At 61.9% G+C, this 25,437-nt stretch carries 23 protein-coding genes; 13 read left to right on the forward strand and 10 right to left on the reverse strand.

Annotated features, from left to right (window positions below; translation table 11 throughout):
• Nucleotides 1–32: 32 nt before the first annotated feature.
• From NLM27_RS17535 to NLM27_RS17570, 8 genes are read left to right on the forward strand one after another with little or no spacing between them, the layout of a single operon-like run.
• Entirely contained in the window at nt 33–713 is a 681-nt protein-coding gene (locus tag NLM27_RS17535; RefSeq protein WP_254144495.1) for an RraA family protein, read from the forward strand.
• A 2-nt stretch (nt 714–715) separates the two neighbouring features.
• The gene (locus NLM27_RS17540; RefSeq protein WP_254144496.1) at nt 716–1,978 is read left to right on the forward strand and encodes an aconitase/3-isopropylmalate dehydratase large subunit family protein; all 1,263 of its coding nucleotides are present in this window, start codon (nt 716–718) and stop codon (nt 1,976–1,978) included.
• Nucleotides 1,975–2,472 (forward strand): alpha-IPM isomerase, encoded by a 498-nt coding sequence (locus NLM27_RS17545; protein WP_254144497.1) that lies wholly within the window; start codon nt 1,975–1,977, stop codon nt 2,470–2,472. The genes NLM27_RS17540 and NLM27_RS17545 overlap by 4 nt, the downstream gene beginning before the upstream one ends.
• A complete protein-coding gene (locus tag NLM27_RS17550; RefSeq protein WP_254144498.1) occupies nt 2,469–3,644 on the forward strand; it encodes an alanine--glyoxylate aminotransferase family protein in 1,176 nt (391 codons plus the stop codon). The genes NLM27_RS17545 and NLM27_RS17550 overlap by 4 nt, the downstream gene beginning before the upstream one ends.
• 31 nt (nt 3,645–3,675) lie before the next feature.
• On the forward strand, nt 3,676–4,683 hold the full coding sequence (locus tag NLM27_RS17555) for an extracellular solute-binding protein (RefSeq protein ID WP_254144499.1): 1,008 nt from the start codon (nt 3,676–3,678) through the stop codon (nt 4,681–4,683).
• Nucleotides 4,684–4,687: 4 nt separating this feature from the next.
• Entirely contained in the window at nt 4,688–5,749 is a 1,062-nt protein-coding gene (locus NLM27_RS17560) for an ABC transporter ATP-binding protein (protein WP_254144500.1), read from the forward strand.
• The gene (locus NLM27_RS17565) at nt 5,746–7,383 is read left to right on the forward strand and encodes an iron ABC transporter permease (RefSeq protein ID WP_254144501.1); all 1,638 of its coding nucleotides are present in this window, start codon (nt 5,746–5,748) and stop codon (nt 7,381–7,383) included. Before NLM27_RS17560 ends, NLM27_RS17565 begins: the two co-directional genes overlap by 4 nt.
• A 17-nt stretch (nt 7,384–7,400) precedes the next feature.
• Nucleotides 7,401–8,456: a low specificity L-threonine aldolase gene (locus tag NLM27_RS17570; RefSeq protein ID WP_254144502.1), complete on the forward strand. Its 1,056-nt coding sequence runs from the start codon at nt 7,401–7,403 to the stop codon at nt 8,454–8,456.
• A gap of 218 nt (nt 8,457–8,674) precedes the next feature.
• Here NLM27_RS17570 and NLM27_RS17575 read toward each other — a convergent pair whose 3' ends face one another.
• The 5 genes from NLM27_RS17575 to NLM27_RS17595 form a co-directional block, all read right to left on the reverse strand.
• The gene (locus NLM27_RS17575) at nt 8,675–9,331 is read right to left on the reverse strand and encodes an SGNH/GDSL hydrolase family protein (RefSeq protein ID WP_254144503.1); all 657 of its coding nucleotides are present in this window, start codon (nt 9,329–9,331) and stop codon (nt 8,675–8,677) included.
• A gap of 11 nt (nt 9,332–9,342) precedes the next feature.
• Nucleotides 9,343–10,287 (reverse strand): ABC transporter permease, encoded by a 945-nt coding sequence (locus NLM27_RS17580; protein ID WP_254144504.1) that lies wholly within the window; start codon nt 10,285–10,287, stop codon nt 9,343–9,345.
• 3 nt (nt 10,288–10,290) lie between these two features.
• Nucleotides 10,291–11,232, reverse strand: coding sequence for an ABC transporter permease (locus NLM27_RS17585; protein ID WP_254144505.1), 942 nt, complete (start codon nt 11,230–11,232; stop codon nt 10,291–10,293).
• A 13-nt stretch (nt 11,233–11,245) separates the two neighbouring features.
• Nucleotides 11,246–12,742, reverse strand: coding sequence for a sugar ABC transporter ATP-binding protein (locus NLM27_RS17590; RefSeq protein ID WP_254148851.1), 1,497 nt, complete (start codon nt 12,740–12,742; stop codon nt 11,246–11,248).
• 84 nt (nt 12,743–12,826) lie between these two features.
• The gene (locus NLM27_RS17595) at nt 12,827–13,903 is read right to left on the reverse strand and encodes an ABC transporter substrate-binding protein (RefSeq protein ID WP_254144506.1); all 1,077 of its coding nucleotides are present in this window, start codon (nt 13,901–13,903) and stop codon (nt 12,827–12,829) included.
• Nucleotides 13,904–14,242: 339 nt separating this feature from the next.
• On the opposite strand from NLM27_RS17595, the gene NLM27_RS17600 reads away from it, so the two are divergent.
• Together NLM27_RS17600 and NLM27_RS17605 are read left to right on the forward strand one after the other, a co-directional pair.
• Nucleotides 14,243–14,902, forward strand: coding sequence for an SGNH/GDSL hydrolase family protein (locus NLM27_RS17600; protein ID WP_309144798.1), 660 nt, complete (start codon nt 14,243–14,245; stop codon nt 14,900–14,902).
• Between the two features lie 53 nt (nt 14,903–14,955).
• Nucleotides 14,956–16,038, forward strand: coding sequence for an ROK family transcriptional regulator (locus NLM27_RS17605; protein ID WP_256570252.1), 1,083 nt, complete (start codon nt 14,956–14,958; stop codon nt 16,036–16,038).
• 568 nt (nt 16,039–16,606) lie between these two features.
• On the opposite strand, the gene NLM27_RS17610 is transcribed toward NLM27_RS17605, so the two are convergent.
• The 4 genes from NLM27_RS17610 to NLM27_RS17625 all read right to left on the reverse strand — a co-directional run bounded on the left by NLM27_RS17610 (nt 16,607) and on the right by NLM27_RS17625 (nt 21,387).
• A complete protein-coding gene (locus NLM27_RS17610; protein ID WP_254144509.1) occupies nt 16,607–17,845 on the reverse strand; it encodes a cytochrome P450 in 1,239 nt (412 codons plus the stop codon).
• A 235-nt stretch (nt 17,846–18,080) separates the two neighbouring features.
• Nucleotides 18,081–19,274: a succinylglutamate desuccinylase/aspartoacylase family protein gene (locus NLM27_RS17615; RefSeq protein ID WP_254144510.1), complete on the reverse strand. Its 1,194-nt coding sequence runs from the start codon at nt 19,272–19,274 to the stop codon at nt 18,081–18,083.
• The gene (locus tag NLM27_RS17620) at nt 19,267–19,575 is read right to left on the reverse strand and encodes a hypothetical protein (RefSeq protein WP_254144511.1); all 309 of its coding nucleotides are present in this window, start codon (nt 19,573–19,575) and stop codon (nt 19,267–19,269) included. Before NLM27_RS17620 ends, NLM27_RS17615 begins: the two co-directional genes overlap by 8 nt.
• A gap of 129 nt (nt 19,576–19,704) precedes the next feature.
• On the reverse strand, nt 19,705–21,387 hold the full coding sequence (locus NLM27_RS17625) for a cytochrome b5 domain-containing protein (protein ID WP_254144512.1): 1,683 nt from the start codon (nt 21,385–21,387) through the stop codon (nt 19,705–19,707).
• Nucleotides 21,388–21,848: 461 nt separating this feature from the next.
• On the opposite strand from NLM27_RS17625, the gene NLM27_RS17630 reads away from it, so the two are divergent.
• Both NLM27_RS17630 and NLM27_RS17635 read left to right on the forward strand, forming a co-directional pair.
• The gene (locus tag NLM27_RS17630; protein WP_254144513.1) at nt 21,849–22,175 is read left to right on the forward strand and encodes a hypothetical protein; all 327 of its coding nucleotides are present in this window, start codon (nt 21,849–21,851) and stop codon (nt 22,173–22,175) included.
• Nucleotides 22,176–22,191: 16 nt separating this feature from the next.
• Complete coding sequence (locus NLM27_RS17635; RefSeq protein WP_254144514.1) at nt 22,192–23,427, forward strand: dienelactone hydrolase family protein; 1,236 nt, start codon at nt 22,192–22,194, stop codon at nt 23,425–23,427.
• Between the two features lie 70 nt (nt 23,428–23,497).
• On the opposite strand, the gene NLM27_RS17640 is transcribed toward NLM27_RS17635, so the two are convergent.
• The gene (locus NLM27_RS17640; RefSeq protein WP_254144515.1) at nt 23,498–24,025 is read right to left on the reverse strand and encodes a cupin domain-containing protein; all 528 of its coding nucleotides are present in this window, start codon (nt 24,023–24,025) and stop codon (nt 23,498–23,500) included.
• Nucleotides 24,026–24,577: 552 nt separating this feature from the next.
• Here NLM27_RS17640 and NLM27_RS17645 point away from each other — a divergent pair.
• On the forward strand, nt 24,578–25,339 hold the full coding sequence (locus NLM27_RS17645; RefSeq protein WP_254148852.1) for a helix-turn-helix domain-containing protein: 762 nt from the start codon (nt 24,578–24,580) through the stop codon (nt 25,337–25,339).
• The last annotated feature ends 98 nt before the right edge of the window (nt 25,340–25,437 follow it).

The following is a 25,437-nucleotide window of genomic DNA, read 5'->3' on the forward strand; positions in this document are numbered from 1 at the left end:
CGTAACGGCGTTCCATTTTCAATGGGGTTGATATGGCCGTAGGGTTCAGAATCCTTTCCCGCAAGCGTGTTGTCGCAGGCGAATGGGTCGAACGGGCTCGCGCCCTTCCGGTCGCCAACATCAGCGATTTGATGTCGCGCATGGCCGCGGGCGGCGCCACGCTCCGGCCGATGCATGCGGCTGGCGGCATGGCCGGTCCCGCTTTGACCGTGAAGACGCGCCCCGGCGACAATCTGATGGTCCACAAGGCGCTCGACATCGCGGTTGCAGGCGACGTCATCGTGGTCGATGCGGGCGGCGACCTCAGCAACGCAATCTTCGGCGAGATGATGCTCGCGCAGGCCGCCCGGCGCGGCGTCGCCGGCATCGTTATCCATGGCGCGATCCGCGATGCCGCTGCGATCCGGGCGAACCCCCTTCCCGTTTTCGCGGCGGGTGTCACCCATCGTGGTCCATACAAGGACGGTCCGGGCGAGATCAACGGGCCGATCGCGATCGGCGGCATGGTCATCCAGTCCGGTGATTTGGTGCTGGGCGACGACGACGGCGTGCTGGCCGTCGCCATCGACGATTGCCGAGCGGTGATCGAGGCAGCCGAAGCCAAGCAGGCTGCCGAGACTAAGCAAATGGCGGCGATCGAAGCCGGCACCCTCGATCGTAGCTGGGTCGACGCCTCGCTCCGCCGTCTCGGCTGCGAGATGCCGGAGGTCTAGCGATGGCCGGGCGTACGATCTCCGAGAAGATCCTCGCTCGAAAATCCGGGCAGGATGCGCACGCCGGAGACCTCGTGGTCTGCGAGGTCGACTGCGCGCTCGGCACAGACGGTTCGGTCCCGATGGCGCTCGACTATTTCAAGGCGATGGGCGGAGAGAACGTGCGCGATGCCGCCCGATTGGTCTTTGCGCTCGACCATTACGTGCCGCCGACAAGCCCACAGACGATCGAGCTGCACCGCGTGATGCGGGACTTCGCCAGGCGGTTCAGCGTCACGCTGCATGAAGCTGGCGAAGGAATCGGTCATCAGCTCATCGTGGAGACGGGCCGCGCTCTGCCGGGTGGTTTGGTCGTCGGAGCCGACAGCCATGCCGTGACATACGGGGCGCTGAATTGCTTTGCGACCGGGATCGGCTCATCCGATCTCGCCGCCATTATGCTGTGTGGCCGGATCTGGCTGCGCGTGCCGGATTCGATCCGCGTCGTCTTGACCGGACAACTGCCGAGCGGCGTCTATGCGAAGGATATCGCACTGGCCCTCGCGGGCATGCTCGGCGCTGACGGTGCGGCCTATCAGGCACTCGAATTCGCAGGACCGGGTGTCGCCACGCTCACGCTGGAGGACCGCCTCGTCCTGAGCAATCTTGCGGTCGAGATGGGCGCGAAGACCGGCATTTTCCCGGCCGATGCTGAAACCGTCGCCTATCTGCAGAGCCGCACCGGCCAGGCTTTCGAACCGGTCGCAGCGGATCCGGACGCGCACTACAACCGGACCGTGGAGATCGCGCTCGACGCCCTCGCGCCGCGGATCGCGTTGCCGCATCTGGTGGATCAGGTCGTGGCGCTCGAGGATGCGGCCGGCACGCCGGTACAGATGGTCTATCTCGGCACCTGCACGGGCGGCAGGCTACGCGACTTCCATCAGGCTCTCGCGGTGCTCGAGGCGGGTGGAGGCGTTGCACCCGGCGTGCAGCTCGTGGTCACGCCGGCATCGCGCGAGGTCCGCGACGCCTTGACGGCCGATGGCACGCTCGACGCCCTGGTCGGCTTCGGCGCCACCGTGGTCGAGCCGGGCTGCGGCTCCTGCTGCGGGACCTGCGGGGTGATCCCCGGAGACGGGGTTTCGGTGATCTCGACCGCCAACCGCAACTTCAAAGGCCGCATGGGCAACGCCAAGGCATCGATCTACCTCGCCTCCCCGGCTGCTTGCGCAGCCGCCGCAACGCGCGGTGCCGTAACCGATCCTCGCGAGGTGTCGCGATGACAGCTCTGCGAGGTCGCGCGCGACTGGTCGGCGACGACGTCAACACCGACTCGATCATCAGTTCGACCCGCAAGCGTGAGAGCCTCGACCCCGCCGTTCTCAGGCAATTCCTGTTCGAGCATGTCGATCCGACCTTTGCAGCTTCTGTGCAACCCGGAGACATCCTGGTGGCGGGCAAGAATTTCGGTTGCGGCTCGGCCATGGAAGTCGCCGTCACGACCGTGCTCGGCGCCGGCATTCCGGTGGTGCTGGCGCGAAGCTTCTCGCGCACCTATTACCGCAACGCCATCAACAACGGCCTGCTGCCGCTCGTCTGCGATACCGGCGGGATTCACGAGGGCGATATCCTGATCTCCGACGGCACCGGCGCGATCCGCAACGAACGCAGCGGCGAGACGCTCAGCCCGGAGCCGCTGCCGCCGATCATGTTGGCGATCCTGCGCGCGGGCGGCCTCGTTCCCTACATGCGTCAGAACGGTGACTTCAAGCTATGACCACCACAGAACCTTCCGCCATCGCCGCGACGGGCTACCGTCTGCGGCTTCCCGGTCCAACCGAAGTGCCCGAGCGGGTGCGGCAGGCGATGGCTCGGGTGATGGTCAACCATCGCGGACCCGAATGCCGGACTGCAATCGGCGAGGCAGAGGAGATGATCCGCCCGATTCTCGGCACGACGAACCACGTCCTGTTCTTCGCCAGCTCCGGAACCGGCGTTATGGAGGCTGCGCTCGTCAACGTGGCCGGACCGGGCCATCGGATCCTCGTAGTCGAGCATGGTCAGTTTGGTGAGCGTTTCACCGCGATCGCCAAGGCCATGAACATCACCGTCGACACAGTCGCGATCGAATGGGGCCAGCCGATCGATGTCGCCGCGGTGGAAGCTCGGTTGCGCGAGCACGCCTATCGCGCCGTCGTCGTCGTGCACAATGAGAGCTCGACCGGGATCGTGGCCGATCTCGCGGCGCTTGGCGCACTCGTGCGCGGCCGGCCAACGCTGCTGATCGCAGATTCCGTCAGCGGTCTCGGCGGCATCGAGATGCGGCAGGACGAATGGGGTGTCGACATCGTGGTCTCGGCCTCGCAGAAAGCCTTGATGTGCCCGCCCGGCCTCGCTCTTGCCAGCGTGAGCGCCAAAGCGTGGCACGTGATGGGGCAGGACGAGCAGCGATCGACCTTCTACTGGGATTTCCGTCGCGCGCTGAAATCCGCGGAGCAGAACGAGACCGCATTCACGGCACCGGTGAGCCTCATCTACGGCCTGCGTGAAGCCTTGACGATGATGCATGAGGAAGGCTTCCTCAATGTGCTCGCGCGCCACAAGAAGCTTTCCGGCGCGCTGCGCGCCGGCGGCGCGGCGCTCGGACTCGCAGATTTTTGCAATGATGGGCCACGCTCGAACACGGTCGTTGTTTTCAAGGTCCCTGACGGGCTCGAAGGCGGAGCGATCGTGCGGCGGCTCTACCAGGATCACCGCACGGTGATCGCAGGCGCCCGTAACCGTCTCTCCGGCCGTGTCATCCGGTTTGGCACGATGGGTGCGTTGAGCGCGGGGACCATTCTGACCGACCTTCTGCATCTCGAGGACGCACTCACGAAGTTCGGCCTGCCGATCGAACCCGGCGCCGGGCTCAGGGCGACCACCGAGTATCTCGCTGCAACCGCATGAGCAACCGCTGAACCTACAAGGGCGAACCACGATGAGATGTCCTGCCTCCGTCCTCGCCCGAGTCGTGACGCTCGCGGCATCGCTGTTCGCGGCCGGGCTGGCCTCGGCCCAACAGAGCGTCGTGCTCTATTCGGCCAACGACGACACCGTGAACAAGCTTGTCGCCGAAGGCTTCGCCAAGGCGACCGGAATCAAGGTCGACGTGGTCTCGACCGGATCAGGTGTCCTGGTGCGCCGCGTTGCCTCCGAGGCCGCCAATCCGCAGGGCGACGTGATCTGGGGCGTCAGTGCGACGCTGTTGCGGCTGGCGAGCCCACACCTTCAGGCATACGCGGCGAAGGGCCGCGAAGCCGTGCCGGCGCAATTTCGCGATCCAAACGAGCTTTGGCTGGGCACCAACATCCAGGTCGTTGTGATCGGCCAGAACACCAAGGCGATCGACAAGGCCAGCGGGCCCAAAGCCTGGGCAGACCTCCTCGATCCAAAATGGAAAGGCAAACTCGCCTTTACCGATCCGGCCAATTCCGGATTCTCATATGCGGCCGCGACCACGCTTCTCTCGCTGTGGGGCGCGGACGACGCAGCCTGGACCAAGATGGACGGGTTGCTTGCGAATGCGAAGGTGCTCAACCGCTCGACCCAGGTCTTCGACGGAATCGGCAGCGGCGAATATCCGCTTGGCATCACGCTCGAATATGCCGGCTTCCTGTGGGCCCATAATGGTGCGCCGGTGAGCGTCGCCTATCCGGCCGAGGGCACATATGCGGGCGTCGAGGGCGCGGCCGTCCTGAAAGGCGGGCCGAACCCCGAGCCTGCCAAACAGCTGATCGACTATCTGGCCAGCAAGGAAGTCCAGGAGATGTTGCTGAAGGCGACCTTCAGGCGCCCAGCCCGTCAGGATATCGAGCTCGAGGCAGTAGCACCCGGGATGCTGCCCTTCTCGGCGATCAAAGTGCTGCCCTACGACGAGGCCAAATGGGAAGCGGCCCGGCGCGACACGCTCGCGCGGCTGAAGACCACGATCCAGAACACGCGCTGATCCCATGACCAGGATCCGGATTGAAAACCTGACCCGCACCTTCGGCGCGGTGCGGGCCGTGGACGACATCTCGCTCGACATCAGGCATGGCGAGCTGTTCACCCTGCTTGGGCCCTCGGGCTGCGGGAAGACGACGCTGCTGCGCATGATAGCCGGCTTTGTCGATGTCGAATCCGGCTCCATTTCCTTCGACGAGCGGCGCATCGATGCTCTGCCCGCGCATCGCCGCGACACCGGCATGGTGTTTCAGAACTACGCGATCTTCCCGAACCATACCGTCGCCGGAAACGTGGCCTACGGGCTGAAGGCCAGGAAGGTCCCGGCTGCCGAGATCGCATCGCGCGTCGACAAGGCGCTCGAGCGGGTGCGCCTTGCAGGTTACGGTCCCCGCTCGCCACACCAGCTCTCCGGTGGTCAGCTGCAACGCGTGGCAATCGCCCGCGCGCTCGTGATCGAACCCGCCGTGCTCCTGTTCGACGAGCCTCTCTCCAACCTCGACGCGCAGCTGCGCACCGAAATGCGGATCGAGGTCCGACAGCTGCAGCAGGCGCTGGGTTTGACCGCGATCTACGTGACGCACGATCAGGAGGAGGCACTTGCCATCTCCGATCGCATCGCCGTCTTGCGTCACGGCAAGATGGAGCAAGTAGATACACCCGAACGTATCTATCGGATGCCGCAGACTGCCTTCGTCGCCGAGTTCCTCGGCTCGACCAATATGGTGCCGGGCATCGCTGGAGCTTTCGACGGCCGCAACACCAATGTCGCGGCAGCCGGAACGGAGTTCTCAGTCAGAGGCGAGATCGCACCGCCGGGCGCACCGGTGTTGCTGTCGGTCAGGCCGGAGGCCCTGCGGCTGGGAGACGGCACCGGTGGCCCGCTCGTCCAGGCACGTCTGGCGCTCCGTGAATTTCTCGGCCCGATGCAACGCCTCCACGCAACCCTGCCGGACGGCACCCAGATTCGGATCTCCGCGCTCGGCGGCCAAATGCTCGATGTCCTACCCGGCGCGCCGCTCACCCTTGCCTACGACCCTGCCCAGATCACGGCGTATCCGGCGCCATGAAACGCTTTGCCACCATCGTGACGCTGGCGGCGCTGGTGCTGCTCGCGGTGTTTCTGCTCTACCCGCTGGCGCTCGTTCTGGATGCGAGCATACGGATCGACGGCACGGGCGGCCTGACACTTGGGAACTATGCGGCGATTGTGAAGAGCCGCTACTATCTCGGCAGCATCGGCAACAGTCTGTTCTGTGCCGCGCTCGCGACAGCCTTCGCATGCGCGATCGGTATCCCGCTCGCCTTCTGTCTTGCCCGGATCAACATACCGGGCCGCGCGCTGCTGCTGACGCTTGCGTCCCTGCCGCTGGTCCTGCCCTCCTTCGTCAGCGCCTACGCTCTTCTTCTGCTGTTCGGCCATGCCGGCGTCGTCACCACCGCATTGCGCGGGATCGGCATCCCTATCGGCTCGATCTACGGTGTGCCCGGCATCGTCATCGTGTTCACGTTGACGCTCTATCCGTACGTCGTCATGCCTGTCCTGGCCGGTTTCCAGGCCGTCGACGCCTCGATGGAGGAGGCTGCGCGCAATCTCGGCGGTTCACGGCCCTATGTGATCCGCACCGTGCTGCTGCCGATCGTAATGCCGGCGATCCTTGCCGGCGGACTGTTGGTGTTCATTGAGGCACTGGAGAATTTCGGAGTGCCGGCGGTGCTGGCTGAGGACCGGCCCTTCCTGGCCGTCGACATCTTCAAGCTGTTCGCCGGCGAATCTGACGCCAACCCGGCCGCGGCGGGCGCGCTCAGCGTGCTCCTGATCGCCTGCACGGCGATCGCGCTGCTCGTTCAGCGGCACTATCTCGGCAAGCGCCGGTTTTCGACTAGTGCCCGCAGCGCGCCCGCGAAGCTGCCTCTGACGCCGGGATTGCGGCTCGTGGCTACGATCGTGAGTTGGGGCATTGTGATTACCTCGCTGCTGCCTTTCGCGGCCGTATTGATGATCTCCGTCCTGCGCTTCCGCGGCCCGGTCCTGACCTGGGAGTTCGGATTAGGCAATTACGCCACCCTGCTGTCGGGCTCCTATCGGCCGTTGCTCAACACGCTGACGCTCGCCAGCATCGCGGCCGCCGCGACCATGCTGATCGGTGCTCCGATCGGCTACGTCGTCGCCCGGCATCGCTCCCGCCTGTCAGGGTTACTCGACTTCGTCGGCATGGTGCCGTTCGCGGTCTCCGGTACGATCCTGGCGATCGGGCTCATCATCGCGTTCAACAGCGGTCCTTTGATTCTGACGGGCGGCTGGCTGATTCTGGTCATCGCCTATGTCGTCCGCAAGCTGCCATTCGCGATCCGGTCGTCCTCGGCCATCGTGCATCAGCTCGATCCCTCGCTCGAGGAAGCCTCGATCAATCTCGGGGTCTCGCCAAGCAAAACCTTCACGACCCTGACCGTGCCGTTGATGGCGAGCGGCCTTGTCGGCGGGTTGGTACTGGTCTGGATCACCGCGGCATCCGAGTTGAGCGCGACCATTGTGCTCTATACGAGCGGCTGGGTCACCACGACCGTCGTGATGTACCATGCCATCGAGGGCACCGGCGCGGGTCTGGCAGCCGCCGCGGCTGCGGTGCTTATCCTCGTCACTGCAATCCCGTTGCTGCTGATCAACCGGCGCATCAACAAGCAGGAATCAACCGTGATATGACGGCAGGACAGGACGGTATGAACGAAGCAGCCCCGACGCTCCCGAATTTCCGCAGCGACAATGTCGCGCCGATCAGCCCCGAGATTCTGCGAGCAATCGGCGAGGCCAATCGCGGCCCGGCCGCCGCTTATGGCGACGACGATTATTCGAGGCTGTTGAACGAGCGCTTCTCGACGTTGTTCGAGACCGATGTCACCGTATTCCCGGTCTCGACCGGTACGGCGGCCAATGCCTTGTCGCTCGCAACCTGCGCACGGCCTTATGGCGCGATCTATTGCCACGAAGAGGCACATATCCACACGGCGGAAGGCGGCGCAACCGAAGCCTTCACCGGTGGCGCGAAGCTCATCGCCATGTCCGGCCGAAACTTTCGGATCGAGCCGTCGAGCCTGCGCGAAGCGCTGGGCCGGGCGGCCTGGGGAGTTCGCAACCGCTCCCAGCCCGATGCGGTGTCGATCACTCAGGCCAGCGAATATGGAACGATCTATCCCCTCGCCGAGATCGCCGAGATCGGAGCAATCGCTCACGACAGGAATCTGTCGCTGCACATGGATGGCGCCCGGTTCGCCAACGCGCTGGCACGGCTCGGTTGCAACCCGGCCGACATGACCTGGCGCGCCGGCGTCGACATCCTGTCCTTCGGGGCGACCAAGAACGGGGCGATGTCGGCGGATGCGATCGTGGTGTTCGACCAGGATCTTGTCGAATCCCTGTCCTATCGGATTCGCCGCGCGGGCCAGACTTGGTCGAAGATGCGCTTTGCGTCTGCACAGCTGCTCGCCTACGTCGAGGATCGGCTTTATCTGCGGCTCGCGGCGAAGGCCAATGCCGCGGCCGTGCGTCTTGGAGCGGGTCTCGCTGCGTTGCCCGACGTTCGGCTCATTGCGCCAGTGGAAGCCAATCTAGTTTTCGTCAGCCTGCCGGCTTTGGCCATCAATAGGCTCGCGGCGAGCGGGCTGCAATTCGCGCGACGGGGCCAGGAAGTTATCCGGTTCGTCGCCCGCTTTGACAGCACCGAACAGGAAGCCGACGAGGTTGTCGCGCTTGTCCATCGCGCGATCGCAGAAAGCTGAGAGTGATCACTCTTGAAGCGCTCATTCCGCGGAAGGTCACCGTGCGGCACGCTGGGCAATGGCACTTGGGTCTGCGTCGGTCGATGAACGCCCCTCTCTAGAGAAGAAGAGTTTACAGGGAAAGCCCGGTGCGAGGCGGCACCAGCGGTCTACCGCGCGCTGGATACGCGCAGAGACACGCAGGCGGTCGCTAAGGTATCGAGACTGGTCTATTCAAATCAGTTCGAGAGGACAGCGGTCACCTTTCTCGCTAGGGCCGCCCCAAGATCCACATTGTTCTTCGCGGTGAAATGAATGCCATCGACGCCTGCCGTCGTGATCGCGCTGCCGGCATCGAAGAACTCGACCTTCATGAAACTGGCGAGCGCCTTGTACTGTGCCGCGAGCTGAACCGTCTTCTCGCGGCCGCCCTCGAACATGCCCTGAAACCAGGGATCCGGTAAATCGGCAAGCGGCGGCGGCGACACGACCAGAACCTTCGGCGCCGGGTAGCTCGTTCCGACGCCGCCGCCGGAGGTCAGGACCTGGGCGACCAGCTTCGACATACCGACCGCGATCTCATAGGGCGTGCGATGATAGTAGCTCTTGGTGTCGTTGGTGCCGAGCATCAGGATGACGAGATCGAGCGGGATGTGGCTCGCAAGCGCGGCCGGAAGGTAGGCCGACCCGTTGAGGCGCGGATCGACGGGATCGTCGATCGACGTCGTACGGGCGCTGAGGCCTTCCTCGATGATCTCGTATCCATTGCCGAGAGCCGCAGCCATCGCGCCGGTCCAGCGCTCGTGAAAGGGAAAACGAGTCGTCGGGGAGCTCTCCGGGACGGCAATCCATCCCCAGGTCAGGGAATCGCCAAAGCACAGAATACGTCGCGTCATCATGACCTCGCTCAGTTGGATTTGGATCGAAGACCGTAGAAAATCGCGGCAAGCAGGATGATCAGGCCTTGCACGATCAGCTTGCCCGGCTCCTGCACGCCCATCGTCGTCATGACGACGAACAGCAGCGCAAAGCAGAGAACACCGACGAACGGGCCCCAGACCTCCGCGGGCCGTCCAAACACGACGCCGCCGAGGATCGTCGCCGCGATCGAGTTCATGATGAGCTCCGGCCCGAACCGCACGCTGCCGACGGCAATCGACGAGGTCTGCACAAGGCCTGCCACCGCGGACATCAGCCCGGAGATCACGTGCGCGATGACGACGGCCCGCTCGACCGGCACGCCGGAGAAATGTGCCGACGTCGGATTGCTGCCGATCGACCACACGAAGCGCCCGAACACGAAGGCACCGAGAAACGCGCTCATTGTACCGGCGAGCGCGACCCAGAACAGCACCGGTGCCGGGATCGTCCAGAGTCGCAGATTGTAGAGCGCGCGGAATTCAGCAGGCACGTCGCCCGGTGGCTTGCCGTTGGCGAGATACTCGACGAGGCCGATCAGCACGATGTTGACCGCGAGCGTGACGATGACGGCCGACGCGCGCCGCTTACCGACAAAGAGCCCGTTGACAAGACCGACCGCCAGTCCGACGCCGAGGCAAAGCAGAATGATCGGCGGTAGCGGCCAGCTGTAGAGCAGCCCGGACGAGATCAGATAGTTGACGAGCAGGATAATGCCGCCGGCCGACAGATCGATCGACCGCGACGAGATCACCAGCAATTGGCCGAGCACGACGATGCCGAGCGGCACCACCTGACGGGCGAACGTGCCCAGGATCGCGGGATTCATCATGTTCGGCCGCAGCACCCAGAGAGTGACCAGCAACACGACGAAGACAATACAGGACGGCGGGATCCGGAGCGTGGCGCGGAACAGGCTCGAGCGGGAGGTCATGATCTACAGGCCGATGTTCTTGCGCGGCTGGAGCGCAATGACGAGAAGCAAGATCGCGCCTTTCACGACCGTCTGGATGAAGGCCGACACGTTGAGCAGGTTCATGCCATTCGCGATTAGCGCGAGTAGCCCGCAGCCGATCAGTGTGCCGTGGAGGCTCCCGATGCCTCCGGCGAGCTGCGTGCCGCCGAGCGCCACCGCCGTGATCGAATCCACCGCATATTGCGTGCCGATATTGGGATCGCCCGAGGCGATCCGGCCCGCAAGGAAGATGCCGGCGGTCGCGGCGAAACAGGAGCTGAGCACATAGGCCGCTAGCGTATTGCGCTGCTCGGCGATGCCAAATGTGCCTGCCGTCTCGCCACCGCCGATGGCAAACAGGTGCAAGCCGAAGCGCGACGCATGTACAATCTTCCATCCGACAAGGATCGCGGCGATCGTCCAGATCACCGGCATGTAGACGCCGAACAGCTGGCCGCTGACGAGCGCGACGATCTCGGGTGCCACCGTGCCGCCGGCCGACGGCCGCACGAACATGGCGACGCCTTGCGTAATGCCCGTGATCGAGAGGGTCGCGATGATCGGATGAACCCGGAAGCGCGTTACCGCGACGCCGTTGAGAAGCCCCACCACCGCCGCGGTCAGCATCGCTGCCGGCACTGTGACGTAAACAGGTGCATTCAGGGACAGGATTCCGGTTGTGAGGCTGACGACGGAGCCGACAGAGAGATCAAGTCCCTTCACCAGGATCACGATCATCTGGCCGATGCTGACCAGAATCAACGGGGTCGCCTGCGCAAACAGATTGAGAATATTCTGCCGGCTGACGAAATCGGCTGCCGATGCCGCAAGGCCTGCAAAACAGAAGACAGCGACTAGCAGCGGAATTGTCCAAAGGCCGTGCCGCGAATTGGCGCGGACGAAGATCTGACCGACTTTCGACATCTGTCTCGATCCTTCAGCGATGGAGCGCGGCTTCAAGGATGGCGTGCTCGGTGGCCTGTTCGGCCGACAATTCGGCAACGACATGCTTGTCGTGGATGACGTAAAGCCGGTCGCAGAGACCGATCAACTCTAGCGTTTCGCGCGAGAGCACGATGACCGAGCCGCCGGCATTCGCATAGGACCGAAGCAGCTTGTAGATCTCGGCCTTGGCGCCGACGTCGACGCCGCGCGTCGGCTCCTCAATCAGCAGGATGTCGGCGCCGAGCGCGAGGTAGCGCCCGAGCAACACCTTCTGCTGGTTTCCGCCGGAAAGCGTGCCGACCGGCGTATAGGGCGTGGCCGCCTTGATCGAGAGGTTCTTGATCGAGTTCGCGATCACGTCGCGATGGCTGCCGGCGGACGCCAGCTCGAAATGTTGGCTGTGCAGGCCGATGGTGAGATTGTGCGCAAGCGACAGATCGAGAAATAGACCTTCGAGCTTCCTATCCTCCGGCACGAAGCTGACGCCGAGCGCTTGTAACAGGCGGATGCCATGGTCTTCCGGCAACGGCAAGGCGAGCTCGCGGCTGCCGATCCGCATCCGGCCCTCGTGCGCCGCATATTGTCCGACCAGCGATCTCACCAGCTCGCGCTGGCCCTGCCCTTCGAGCCCGGCCAACGCGACGATCTCGCCACGGCGAAGCAGGATCGAGCACGGCACCGAGTCCGACGTCAGGCGGAGACCTTCGATCGACAGAACGACATCGCCCTCTCCCCGGGGCGGTTTAGGCGGAAACAGCTCGGCGAGCTCGCGCCCGACCATCATCGCGATCAATCGCTTCGGCGTGATCGCAGCCACAGGAATGGTGTCAACGTTCCGTCCGTCCTTCAGAACGGTGATGGTGTCGCAGATCTTGAAGATCTCCTCCATGCGGTGCGAAATGTAGACGACCGCCTTGTCTTGCTGCTTCAGGTTAAGGATTTGCGCGTTGAGAATCTCGACGTCGGCGGCGTTAAGCGCGGCCGACGGCTCGTCCAGAATGACGACGTCCGCATTGGCCGAGATGCCGCGCGCAATCTCCACGAACTGCCGCTCCGCGATCGAGAGATTGCCGACCAGCGTCGCCGGGTCGAGGTTCAGGCCGAGGCGACGGAGCGTGTCGCGCGCATTTCGCTCCATGCGCGCGTCGTCGACTGATCCGAGGATGGTGAGCGGCTCCTTGCCGAGGTACATGTTCTCGGCGATGGAGAGATTGGCGAGCAGCGAGTGCTCTTGGAAGACGGTGGAGATGCCGGCATCGAGCGCTTCGCGCGGTGACGCGAAGTGAACGGTTCGACCGGCCTTCCGAATCATGCCGTCATCCGGCTGAACGACACCGGCCAGGATTTTCATCAGCGTCGACTTACCGGCGCCGTTCTCGCCCATGAGGGCGTGAACAGTGCCCGGCTGCAGTTGAAAGTCGACACTCTCAAGCGCGGCGATGCCACCAAATGACTTCGAAATCGACGTCATTTGGACCAGTGGTTCAATCGTCATCGTCTCGATCCGACGCAAGGAAGTACAGAAAGACGCAGCGCCGGCGATAGTACCGCCATCCCGCCGGCGCTGTCGCGATCAGCGCTTGCCGTAATACTTCTGGAGATCCTGCTCAGTCAGGCTGGATGGAAACCAGGCATTGGCGGAAAGATCCTTGCGATAGTACTTTTTCGCTTTCTCGATACCCCAACCTTCTGGCTCGTAGATGTAGCGCTTGTGGAGCTGCTTGCCTTCTAAGAGAGCAATGACCGCGCGCACGCCGGCAGCGCCTTGTTCTGGACCGTATTCCGGCGAGATCGACGGGAAGCCCAGCTCGATCCAGCGAGCGAAGAAACCGTTGTTGCCCTCGCCAGTAATGGGCGGGATCTTCGCGCCATATTGCTGGAACACGTCGACACAGGCGCGGGTCATGTCGGCACCCGACGACCAGATGCCGTCGACCTTCGGGTTGTTGAGATAGAAGGTCTCGCAGACCTGCTTGCCGACATCGTACTGCCACTTGCCGGCATCCTCAGCGACGATTTTGATATCGGTGCCCTTGATCGCTTCGAGCAGGCCCTTATAGCGGTTGATGTCTTCGGGATGCGCCGGAAGACCGCGCAGCACCCAAATGTTGCCCTTGCCGTGGAGCTGCTTGACGAGAAAGTCGCCCATGACCTTGCCGAAATGGACTCCGCCGCCCTGGATATCGACTGTGTATTTGTCGGTCTCGGTCAGGCCGGTGTGGACGATGACGGGGATGCCGGCGGCAACGGCCTTTTCAATGCCGGCATCGGCGGAGGTCGGGGTCAGCGGCGTCACGATGATCGCGTCGACCTTTTGCGCGATCAGGTCCTCGATGTCGGCAACCTGCTTGGCTTGGCTGATGTTGGCGTCGAGCAAAATGAACTGGCCGATTCTCTTGTCGAGCTTCGCGGCGGCCTCCGCGTCGTGCGCCATCTGGACAGTCCAGGTGTTGGCGTTCACACCGAAATGGCTCATGCCGATCTTCCACGGACCGTTCTTCTTAAACTGGTCCGGCGCCGTCATGCGTTCATCGCCCGGGCGCGGCGTCACGCCCTGCATGAGATTGACCTCCTCGGCCTGGACCGCTCCAACCCCGAGCCAAATCGTCGCCATCAAACCGAGCCTGAGTGCCCTCATTCCCTGCTGCATCGAATCCTCCTTTTTCGCACATGACGTGCCGAGTTCTTTTGCTTCGCCGGGGAGAAGGACGCAGGTCGCCGCGCGCCCGCCGCGCTGATGCGACGTACGTGGGGTGATGCAATCAAAAGGTGAGCAGCTCTTCTTCGCGAAGAGCTTGCGCCAACGGCGTTCCCTATCTCCCGATGCCGGCGCGCTGCGAGCAGCAAACCAGCGAGCGCTACTTGCACATAGCCAAATCCGCCTGTCAATAATTATTCATCTTGAATGATCAATTGGCCCTTGCGGCTACCCGCCGCCGCGACCAAAGATGCGGAAGCCTAAAAACCATGAGGATTCAGAGCGATGCCGATGCGCTCCGTTCTATGTTTCGGAGACTCCAATACGCATGGCCAGATTCCTGGTCGGGGTCCGCTCGAGCGCTACGACCGGCATACGCGCTGGCCGGGCGTCCTTCAGTCCGAGTTGGGACCGTCTTGGTACGTCATCGAGGAAGGCCTGAGCGGACGGACGACCGTACACGACGATCCGATCGAAGGCGCCCACAAGAACGGTCGCAGCTATCTGCGACCGTGCGCGCAAAGTCATACCGTGCTCGATCTCGTGATCATCATGCTTGGCACCAACGACCTCAAGATCCGCTTCAACAAGCCGGCGTCGGAAGTGGCAATGGGCATCGGCTGCCTGATCTATGATCTACGCGAACTGGCGCCGGGCCCCGGCGGTAGCGTGCCCGAGATCATGATCGTTGCCCCTCCTCCCATCCTCGACGATGTCAAGGAATGGAAATCGATCTTCGCTGGCGCGCCGGAGAAGTCGCGACAACTGGCGCTCGAATTCGAGATCATGGCGGACTCGCTCGGCGTGCACTTCTTCAACGCAGGTTCGGTCTGCAGTTGCGACGAGGCCGACGGATTTCATCTGAATGCTGAAGCTCACCGGGCGCTCGGCGCTGCGCTCGCGCAGGAGATCGAGGCAATCGGCTGGCCGACCCAACAGCGCAAGAGCTGACAACGATTTCGTGCGACGGTCTGCCGATATGAGGAGCACCTCCCTTGCCTGATATGCGATTTGCGCCCCCCAACCCGCTACGGATCGCGGATCGCGCCAGTGGCCTTAACGCGCCTACGGTACGAAGCTACAATGAGCGTCTGGTGCTGTCGCTGCTCCTGCAGAGTTCGGGCATCTCCCGGCTGGAGATTGGCGAGAAGACCGGGCTTTCGGCACAGACCGTCTCGGTTATCGTGCGTTCGCTCGAACAGGAAGCTTTGGTCTCCAAGGGTGAAGCCCAACGAGGACGCGTCGGGCCGCCGACCATTCCACTCTCGCTCAATCCGGAAGGCGCGTTCTCCGTCGGGGTGAGTTTTGGTGAAGATGCCGCAAATGTCGCTCTGATCGATTTCGTCGGTAGGGTTCGCTATCACGCGGCACATCTCTATTCGTCCCTGCAGGAGTCGCCGGCTGCAATCGCAGCAAAGATTGAAGAAGGATTATTGACCCTTCCGCCGGCCAGTCGGACGCGGGTTGCTGGCGTCGGCCTAGCGGTGCCTGACGATGGCAATGTCAGCGGTCGCATCAGGAAGCTGTTGGGACGCGATCTGGCGGACGCGCAAGCAAATATCGAAAGGAAGCTTGGTTTATCCGTCTACATCCAGAACGAGATCACCGCTGCCGCCGGAGGCGAGAGCCTGTTTGGCATGGCGCGCTCACTCTCCGATTTCCTTTTCTTCTATCTGGGGTCACGTCTGCACAGCCGATTGATCCTGAACTATCAGATCCACAGCGGCCGATCCGACCTCAGCCACGACGTTGGGTTGCTGGCCCTGCACCAGGGACTGAAGAAGCGGGGCCTCGCCTTGTCCGACATAGGATCGGAGATTCCGGCCGCGGCCGACGAGCTCTACACACAATGGCAGCAAGCTTGCTCCCAGCAGATCCTCGAATCGGTGCGATCACTGTTGAGCTTTGTGAACTTCAAGTCGGTCGTCCTGTCCAGTTACGCGCCGCCCGTACTCGCACGCGACCTGTGCGAGAGGCTCCGCAAGGAATTGCCGGACGTCCAATTTCTCCTCGGTGCAAACACGACTGCGCCGAAAGCCATAGGCGCGGCCAGTCTGCCTTACCACTCTCGTTTCATGGTTCAGTAGAGTGACACTGCCTTCTCGACTAGCCCCATACGGCCCCTGGCAAACGAGCTCGCCCCAGATGGGAAATTTCCGACCGCCTACGCCCCGCCGCGGGCCACCGGCCCCACCGAGGCGCTCGAATAGGCACGCTCCTTGCTAATTGGACCTACCCAAGCATGGAGGCGTGCACCAATGGGACAACGAGTTCGTATCTTAAGACGTCCAAGATCCAGTTTGACACATACTGCCCGTGAGCTCTTAAGATTGTTGGACGCAATTGAGGAACTTGAAGATCTGAGAGAAAAGGTCCGGATCGCCGAAGCCGCCAGGATCCTCCATTAACCTAAATCCCCCAGGGGTCTGCCAGCCGCGGCTCAAAGGAAGAGCGGCGTCCATTTGCTATGGCAGGACGATTTACGCCGATCATCATTTTGCATCCTCAGCGAACGCGTGTGAGGCCCTCCGGATGCCGACGACGGGCATCGTGGCGCTGTTCCGCTCAGCTCTCGCAAGCGGACCATACGAGGCCAAGAGCTGAAGTCGGCCACGGGCCATTTTCGGACTTTGACGCTGATGCCTCATCCGGATTTCACGGCTGCCAGGATATCCGCATAGTATCGACGCGACGGATGCCGCTGTGCCCCTTGATCGCAGGCGCTTCATCCAATTGAAGCTTCGGGATGCGGGCCGCGAGCGTCGCCAGGCTCTCTTCGAGTTCGACACGCGCCAGCGCTTCACCGATGCAACGATGGGCGCCGGCACCAAAGGCGGGAAGTAACCGGGGTTGGTCGGTTCGACGGATGTCAAACACATCGGGACGTTCATAGGCCTCTTCGTCACGCGCGGCGGACATGGTTGACAAGATGACGAATTGCCGGGCCGGAAGAACAACGCCGCCAACCTCGATGTCTTCAGTTGTCACCCTGACGAACGACGCCACGCTCGGCTCGAATCGCATCGCCTCCGCAACCGCGCCCGGAATGAGCAAGGGATCGCGACACACCGCTTCCCATTGCTCCCTGTGCTGGAGCAGAAGCGCCAGTTGCACCACGATGGCGACGCGAGTCGTGTCGGTGCCGCCGACGATCAATTGAACGATCTGGAATATGATCTCGAGAGGTGATAGTTCACCCGCTGCGTCCGCCCTCCCCAGAAAATCCGAGAGGAAATCGTCGCGAGGGGCGCGACGCCTGTCTTCGAGCGTCTCTTCCACGTAATCGCGCAACTGTTGGCACGCCGCCCCTGCTTCAGGGATTTCGTCCGGCAGTACGCTGGAGCTGATGAATCGTGTCACTGAGTAAACAAGTTCTGTAAAGGATGGGATGTCGGCCCGCGGCAAACCGAGAAGATCGCCAATGACGCGGGCGGGAAGCTGAGCTGCGAACTGACCGACAAATTCGACCTGACCATCGGCATACCAGCTCTCGATCAACTCCTCCGAGGAACGCCGTATATGCGGCCGCAGACCGGCTATCGTTCGCGCCGCAAAGCTTCTTGAGAACGGTGAGCGCCGGCGACGGTGAACGGCGCCATTGGCGGTGAGCATTCCCTGATCGAAGAGATCAAAGAGCGCTCCCTCCGTGACACCGAACAATTCTGGGTGGACCGTTTCGGATGCGGCTATGCGGGAATCACTGCCGAGCCGCTCAATGTCGGCATGACGGAGCACGAGAAAAGCTCCCGTTTCATGTCCGACAAAGGGATAGTCGGCGCGATACCTGCGGAACATGCCGTGAGGATCCGCGTCGAGGTCTGCCACATTGAGAACCGGCAGGTCCTCAGGAGCGGCGAGAGCGACCAGATCGCTTGCGCCGATAACTTCCGCCATTGGCATTCCTCTCGTCCCTGACTGCGACTTCTCCTCTATAGACTTCCCGTTTTACGTCTCGATTTCCGAACAGCCGAAGTTCGTTGCAATCGTAATGGGCGGCCGCGGTACCGTTCCAATTTCCGTCGCACCGCCAATGACGCGATGGGCCAATTTTTGACATTGCCCTAGGACGAATGAACCATCGTGAACGGCCACAGTGAAAGTCGCGTCGCCAGCCTTGAGGTCGCGGCAACTACTCGGGATAGACTTGAACGTCCTTCGGCCCCGGCTTGTTGAATAGGATGAATACCAAGGGGTTGCCGGGCTCGGACATTGCATCGCTGCGCTGGCCCGCTATCTCTCCGGCCACGCCGCTTGTATATTCCGCAATCACCTCGCCGAAGCTATTGCGCTGGATGGCAACCTTCTGCCCGGCTTCGACCTTGTCTTTGAGTTTGACCAGATGCTCAACGAGACCGCCCGCGGCGGCCAGGATTGGGTAGGCGCTGTTACCAACAAAGACAGCCACGTCCTTGCCTGTACGTCCTAGTGGCCCGGCAACGATGCCGTGATGCTTGAGGACGTTCATTGTGCCTTCCACGAAGAGCGAGATCATCTCAAGGTCCAGGACGCGCGCAGCGCCGATTTCTGGCGTGAAGGACGGGATGCCCACGTCCATGAACGCGTTGTGCAGGACACCGGGATATACATGATTGTCGAAGATCTGGCCGACGGGATAGAGCTCGACCATCGCCTTGACCTCGGGCACATCCATACCGCCAATATTGAATGCGGTGACTTCGAATCCGGTCGTCCCAGTGTGGAAGTCGATCGCGAAGTCGGCGTTCGGCCGCAGCAGCCGGTTGAACAGAAGCCCGGCGTGTCGGCTGGGTGCCGTGGCGCTGTTCTCGTTCCCGGGCCACTCCCGATTCATATCGATCAGATCGATGCCTCTGCCCTGATTGGGCCATCTGCGCTGCATGCTTTCCAGGGCCGGGCGGGACACGTCCGTGACCGCAATCACCGTGCCTGACATCTGCGCCGGGTCGAGTTGGTTCATCACGGTCTGGACCGTGTGCACAGAACTCATCTCGTCGCCATGTACGCCACTGGTCAGGACGCCGCGCTTGCCCGGCTTTGCTCCCTTCGCGACCGTCACAGACACATACCAGTGCTGTCCGGTTGGCATCTCAACGCCCTGAAAATACAACAGGTGCTTCTTTCCGGACTCCAGGTCGTTGACGTCGAGCGCGCTGACGACCCTTTTGCCTTCGATAACATCGCCGGTATAGACCGTTCCTGATGTCGGCTTGACAGGGGGTGTCGCTGCGCCTTGGGCATTCGCAGCACTAGCGTTGACGGCGACGGCGGCCGCGGAGCCGACCGTGGCAATGGATGCCATTATCAGATCGCGGCGATCGATGCCCTTTGCAGATTTGTCAGGCATGAGGGGATCCTTTGTGATTGTGAAGGGCAATTTCATACGACGGCACGGCATCCACATCGGTCGCCCGCGGTACGTCAAGTACGAGTATGCCGCCGAACTCGTATACCTGGTTCCGTTTGTTTCGACTCATCGATGTCTGGCGCGCCCACGATAACAAGATCGAAAGCCTCATCGGCGTCGATGCGCTTTTTGATGTCAGAAGAGCCTGTCCCGTTGGCATCACCGTGTTGCCGGAGTCGGCAGCTTGAACCGAGTGCGCAGCTAAAAGGCTGAAGAAGGCGGCGGCGATAAAGCGATTCATGTCGGCCCCCGACGCTAGCGGATCAGCATATTGCTTTCTTTTCGATTCCGACACCAATGTCCGTGTGGGTCACTTGCGGAAGACGAGCACTGCCTCACGCTGGAAATGCCGGGCTGTCATCGTGCCCGGTCACGGTAGGGTGGCGGGAGCCTCAATGAGGTTGCCGATGCAGAAATGAGCCATGTGCGCGACAGCTTCGGCACTATGGTAGTCCCCGAATTCCGCCGTGGCTTCCTTGCCGGCATACATTCGGGCAATTCCGGCGCCACCGGGGTGATGAGGCGCCCACTCGGAGATGTCGTAAACTTTGCCTGAGATAATGACCCAGCAGTCGTTTCGCGTGTTGTGCCGGGCGACCTCTTCCCGCGTGACGGAGCGTGGAGCGCTGGCAGGAGAAGCTGGCTTCCACAGCGCACCGGTCATCGTGGCGTAGTTGGCCTTGGCGGCTCGGCGGAAATCCCACGGCCCCAATCTCTTGTAGGGCAATTCGGCGCCGATATTGCGGGCGTCATACGCGTAGATCCAGGAGTCGTCCTCGCCGCCGCGCTTGTCGTGGGCAAAGGCCGGACTCACACGCTCGTCGAGCTTCTCCAGCAGCGCCTTCTGCTCAGCGGTGTCCTTTGCCCGCAAGTGATCGAAGGCGAATTTGGAACCGAGTTGGAAGCGGGTGGCGCGGTAATGCCGCACGCGCTCGTAGTGCAACAACGCTGTCGCGACATCTCGCTTATGCAAGGCGAAGGCGCTGGCGAGCGCGGCGGCGTCCTCGAAGGACTGCGCAGCGCCCTGGCCAAATGTGGGAAGCATCGGGTGCGCCGCGTCTCCAAGAAGACAGATGCGGCCTTGGACCCAGGTTTCGAGTGCATCACGATCGTAGAGGCCCCATTTGGTCGGTCGAACGATCGCCCCCGCCAGTGCGAGCAGGTCTTCGCGACTGGTGCTCCCCTCGAATGCCTCTCCCACCTCGCGAAGGATCTCCTCCCGGCTGACGGGAAACCAGTCGCCCTCCTCCCGCTCGAACGCAGCCGCGTCGGGCTCATAGCGGGCGATCCACACGTTCAACAACTCGCCGCCGCGAACCCAATATGTCGTTGCCCCGCTCCTGTCGTTCCGGTGACGGTCCATGCTGAAGGAGTCGATGGGATTGTTGCCCAGCGGGCTACCGTCTGCCTTGCGGAGCGAGGCGACCACTGCCCGCGGAATGAGGCCACGAAAGCAGGTTACCTCGGTCCAGCGCTTGGGACGCGGGTTCGGCCACGCCAGTTGCAACGTGGCTGAGTTGATGCCGTCTGCACCGACAAGGACCTCTCCGGTGGCGGCTCGGCCATTCGAAAAGGTGGCGGTCACCTCGCCGGCGGCCTGGCTCAACTGTGTCAGCCTGCAGTCCATGTGCAAGGTGATCGGGCACGGTGCCCCGCTGCCGGGACCGAATTCGAACACCCGCTTGTACAGGCACATCAACAGGTCCAGCCTGTGCATGTGATGGAACCCAGCGCTGTCACCCGCGGCAGTGACATGATCGAACGGCCTCTGTGTCACGCTCCCATCCGCGTTGAACTGCCGTGTCGATTCTAGAATTGCCGCCCGGCCACCGTCGATCGCCCCATCGGAGCCCTTGGGATCCCCGCCATCGAGGTCGACGCCCAGCCAACGACATATCCGCGCCCCGTTGGGCGGAATGTTCAATCCGGCACCCGCGGTGCTGGGCACTTTTGTTTGCTCGTAGACATCGACCGACGAGAACACACCGGACTGTCGCAGCGCCAATGCCGTCATCAGGCCACCCATCCCCGCACCGACGATTACCGCCCTCATCCGATCTTCCTTCCAAAGTGAGCGACGCACCGATTTCCTGTCTCGCGACGAGAGCAAAGTGGATGACGCCCAGACAGACGAACGAGACTAGCCGCGAGCGGCCCAGCGATAAAGCAGCTTCTCGCGTGAGCAAGGTATGCGCGCGCCGCACAATTTGTCGCAAAGGATCCGATCTCGGCTCACGCAAGTCATTTTGCCATCAGCCCTACAACGATCATTGAAATGCCAATCGTTCGGTCGTTCCAGACGAGCGAGCAAGAGGCCGATTTGCCCAATACAGCATCGCGTAGCCGATCCGCCCGCAAACGCAGAAGTGAGCCCCTACAAAGTGAGCCAATCGTGCGTATTCGTTACGGCAGCGACGAGACTTGAAGCGGCGAAGAACGGGAGAGCCTCAAGGTCATTTCCAAGTGCTGTGACAACAGTAACGCGTTCGCTCGACGTTGAAGTGATGTCGTAGCGTGCACTATCTACGCTGGATGTATCGCCGTGAGCGAAGCAACGCCGACGCCCGCTATGCGCACTTCCATGATAAGGAGACCGCCGATGGTGTCGCCGATTGCCGCGGCTTCGTCCTCATTGAGGATGGCGCGCACTTCCTGAGCCGGACAAGACTCGAGCCGATCAAATTTGACCTACAGGAACTGTCCGAGGCATTGGCCGTGACCACGCTCGGCTTTGCAGTCACTTGCCGCAAATTGAAAAGCACAGTTTGGTGTAAAGAGCGGCGACGCCGCAAAGAAGCTCATCTTGTGAACGTCTCTATGAGCACTTTCGCGAAAACTTGACACGAAGGACAATGCGATGCCGGAACAATGGATCGACATCAGGGCCGCAGATGGTAGCACCTTCAAAGGCTATCTCGCTATTCCCACTTCAGGCTCTGGTCCCGGCATTCTGCTGCTGCATGAGATTTTCGGCGTCAACGCCTCGATGCGGAGCCTCGCCGACTACTATGCCGAGGAAGGCTATGTGGTATTGGCGCCGGACCTGCTATGGCGTATGGGAGCGGGCATCGAGCTTGCCGACCGCGACGGCGATTTCGACAGGGCGATGGACCGCTATCACGACTTCGACGCCAACCAGTCGATCAAGGATTCCGCCGACGCATTGAAGGCACTGCGGGCGCGACCCGAATGCACTGGCAAGGTCGGCGCGCTCGGCTTTGGCCTTGGCGGCAAGCTCGCCTATCTCGTCGCAGCGCGCGCAGACGTCGACTGCGCAGTCTCCTACTATGGCGTCGGTATCGAGGCCGAACTTGGAGAGGCCATGAGGATCAAGGGACCGGTCGTATTTCACCTCGCCGAGTTCGATCGCCTTGTCCCTGCCGAAGTGCGAATGCAGATCACGGCAATCTTTGCAAATCGTCCGGATGTCGAGCTGTATCTCTATCCCGATTGCGACCATGCCTTTGCGGCACCAGAACGTGCGAGCTTCAACAAATCGGCGACCTCGATCGCGTACTCGCGCTCGATCGCGATGTTCCGAAAAGTTCTCGGCCCCCATTACGATCTTTCGTCACTGTGGGACAAGCACACCGAGCTGGAATTTGCGACCCGCTCGGCGGAAGCGACCATGAGCACTATGGTGGCCCAGCCCTACGTCAACCACATCCCGACCATGACCGGCGGTGTTGGCTACCACGATCTCCTGCGCTTCTATAAGAATCATTTCATCCCGAAGACGCCCAAGGACACCAGGCTCACCCCCATCTCGCGCACCATTGGCGCCGACAGGGTCGTCGACGAGATGCTGTTTTGCTTCACCCATGACGTCGAAATCGACTGGATGCTCCCCGGCGTGCCCCCGACAGGCAGGTATGTCGAGATTCCACTGGTTGCGATCGTACGCTTCCGTGGCGACAAGCTCTACAATGAGCACATCTACTGGGACCAAGCCTCGGTGCTGGTGCAGATCGGGTTGCTGGATCCAAAGACGCTTCCCGTGGCGGGGGTGGAGACCGCGAGGAAGCTCGTCGAGGAGTCCCTACCTTCCAACACGATGATGGCGCGCTGGACCGAGAGCGCGCCGAAGGTTTGAACGCAAATGCACTCCATCGCGGCCGCTCACGGCGCCATTCCCGGATTGCGGTGTTAGGAGAGCACCGCCGTCAATCGCGATGCCCACCCCAGTTGACGTCTAGCCCGACCGCCGCATTCTCAGCTGGACTTGCCAACCAATATCCTTTTGCATGGACAAGGTCGAGGAAACGCTGAGCCTGTTCTTCCGGCGACGAGCCGGCGGGTGAGATCGATATCTCCTGCAGAAATCGGGCCATCTCCGTCGTCGTCACGCACATGATCGAAGCGGCCGCCTGCGACGCGTTTTTCCACGCATGCTTGGCCCCGTCTCGCACGTCGAAAACGTCGCCTGGTCCAAGCACCTCCCACCGATCTTCCCTCAGAGCATCTATCTTCCCGGACAGCACGTAAAACGTCTCTCGATCGGCGTGACTATGCATCGGCACCACCACGCCCGCCGGCAGGGTACATCGAATGAGACAGTAGTCTCCCGCACTGCCGGAAATTTCCGTGAGATACTCGTTCGTCGGACGCACGTGCTCCTGCGGCGAGAACACCTCCTGGACATCGGGTGTGTTCTTCGAACGAGGATTATTCGGAGTGAGATTGTCAGACATCGTCGGAGGCCTCTTGCATGATGCTGCAGACCAAACACTTGCAGGTGACGATCAACGTGTTGACCGCAGCAGTTTGACTCTATTGCAGCCAGAGAGCCATCAGGCTGGGACCGCTGTGCCGGTCCAACCATTCTCCCGGGCAACCAATATTTAGAACAATGGAGCATGACTCTGGAGTGGCTGGCGCGCCCTTTCCAATGCGGTAATGCGCACTCTTTGAACGAGCCGGAGCTCCTGTTTTTGGCAGCGACTTGGAAACACATTTTAGTGTACCGCTGCTGCAGCGTTCAGCCTTGCGCCGACTTGGAGTAAACAGGTCGTTTTGCTCCTCGGTGCGCTAAGGACGGAAACATGACCAGCGGAAGCGAATTTCTCATCGGGCCAACATCCGATTGCGAGACATGGCTGACCGGCATCCGGTCAGTCGGCGTTCTCAGCTCTCAGCGCGTCGACTCCAAAGGGTTTAGAGGCTCGGTGCGTGGCTCATGCCTGTGGGGGATCACTACACTCGAAACTACGTTTGCAAGCCTCAGCGTCTGCCGGTTCGAACGGATGCATCGGGACCCCCGCCTAGAATGTAGTGACTACTCCAACGCAGTGTTTCAGATCTCTGGCCGCTCGACCCTGATGCAGAAAGACCGCGTAATGACGCTTTCTGTAGGTGACATCGGGTTTGTCGATGTGGCCAGACCAGTAAGTCTGATCTCCGGTGACCCGTCCTGCCGATGGCTTTCTCTGTCCCTGCCACGACGTGCGCTAATTTCCCACCTGGGTCGGGAGCCGCACGGCGGGATGCACTGCCACGGTGCAACACCCGCGAGCCGCAGCCTGTTCCGTCTTGTTTCCGACGCGCTTGGCGAAGGCGATATTTCAGCCGGCGCAGCTGATGCCTTTATGCAGCTCGCGATCTACGATCTTATCGGCGCTCTGTTCGCTAGCTCCGATTTACCGTCCGCCACCTCTCATACCGACAAGTTGTTCACACGCATATGCCGCATCGCCACGAACAACTTCTCCAATCCCGAATTTTCTCTCCGAGATGTGGCCGGTGAAGCGGGAATTTCACGACGCTATCTCCAGAAGCTTTTTACCGCGCGCGGAACAACGTGCAGCCGGTTCATACAGTCGCTTCGCCTAGACCACGCGGCGCGGCTTCTGAATAGACGGAACCTGCTAAAATCCGACCAGCCGCTTACCGAGATTGCTTATGCCTGCGGCTTCCGCGACTACGCGCATTTTTCTCGGACATTCCACCTTCGATTTGGCTGCACGCCAAGTGCAGCCTCCGAAGGACATCTTTCGACACCGAGTTGAGCGCGACACTGGCAAGCGGAACGAGCTCGCAGCCCTCGCACAGTAGTTCTGCTTCAACATCTGGGCCCTCCTGCTCATGCTTGCAGAAGGCTGCCTGA

Origin of the sequence: Bradyrhizobium sp. CCGB12 (assembly GCF_024199845.1) — a bacterium.
Lineage (GTDB): Bacteria > Pseudomonadota > Alphaproteobacteria > Rhizobiales > Xanthobacteraceae > Bradyrhizobium.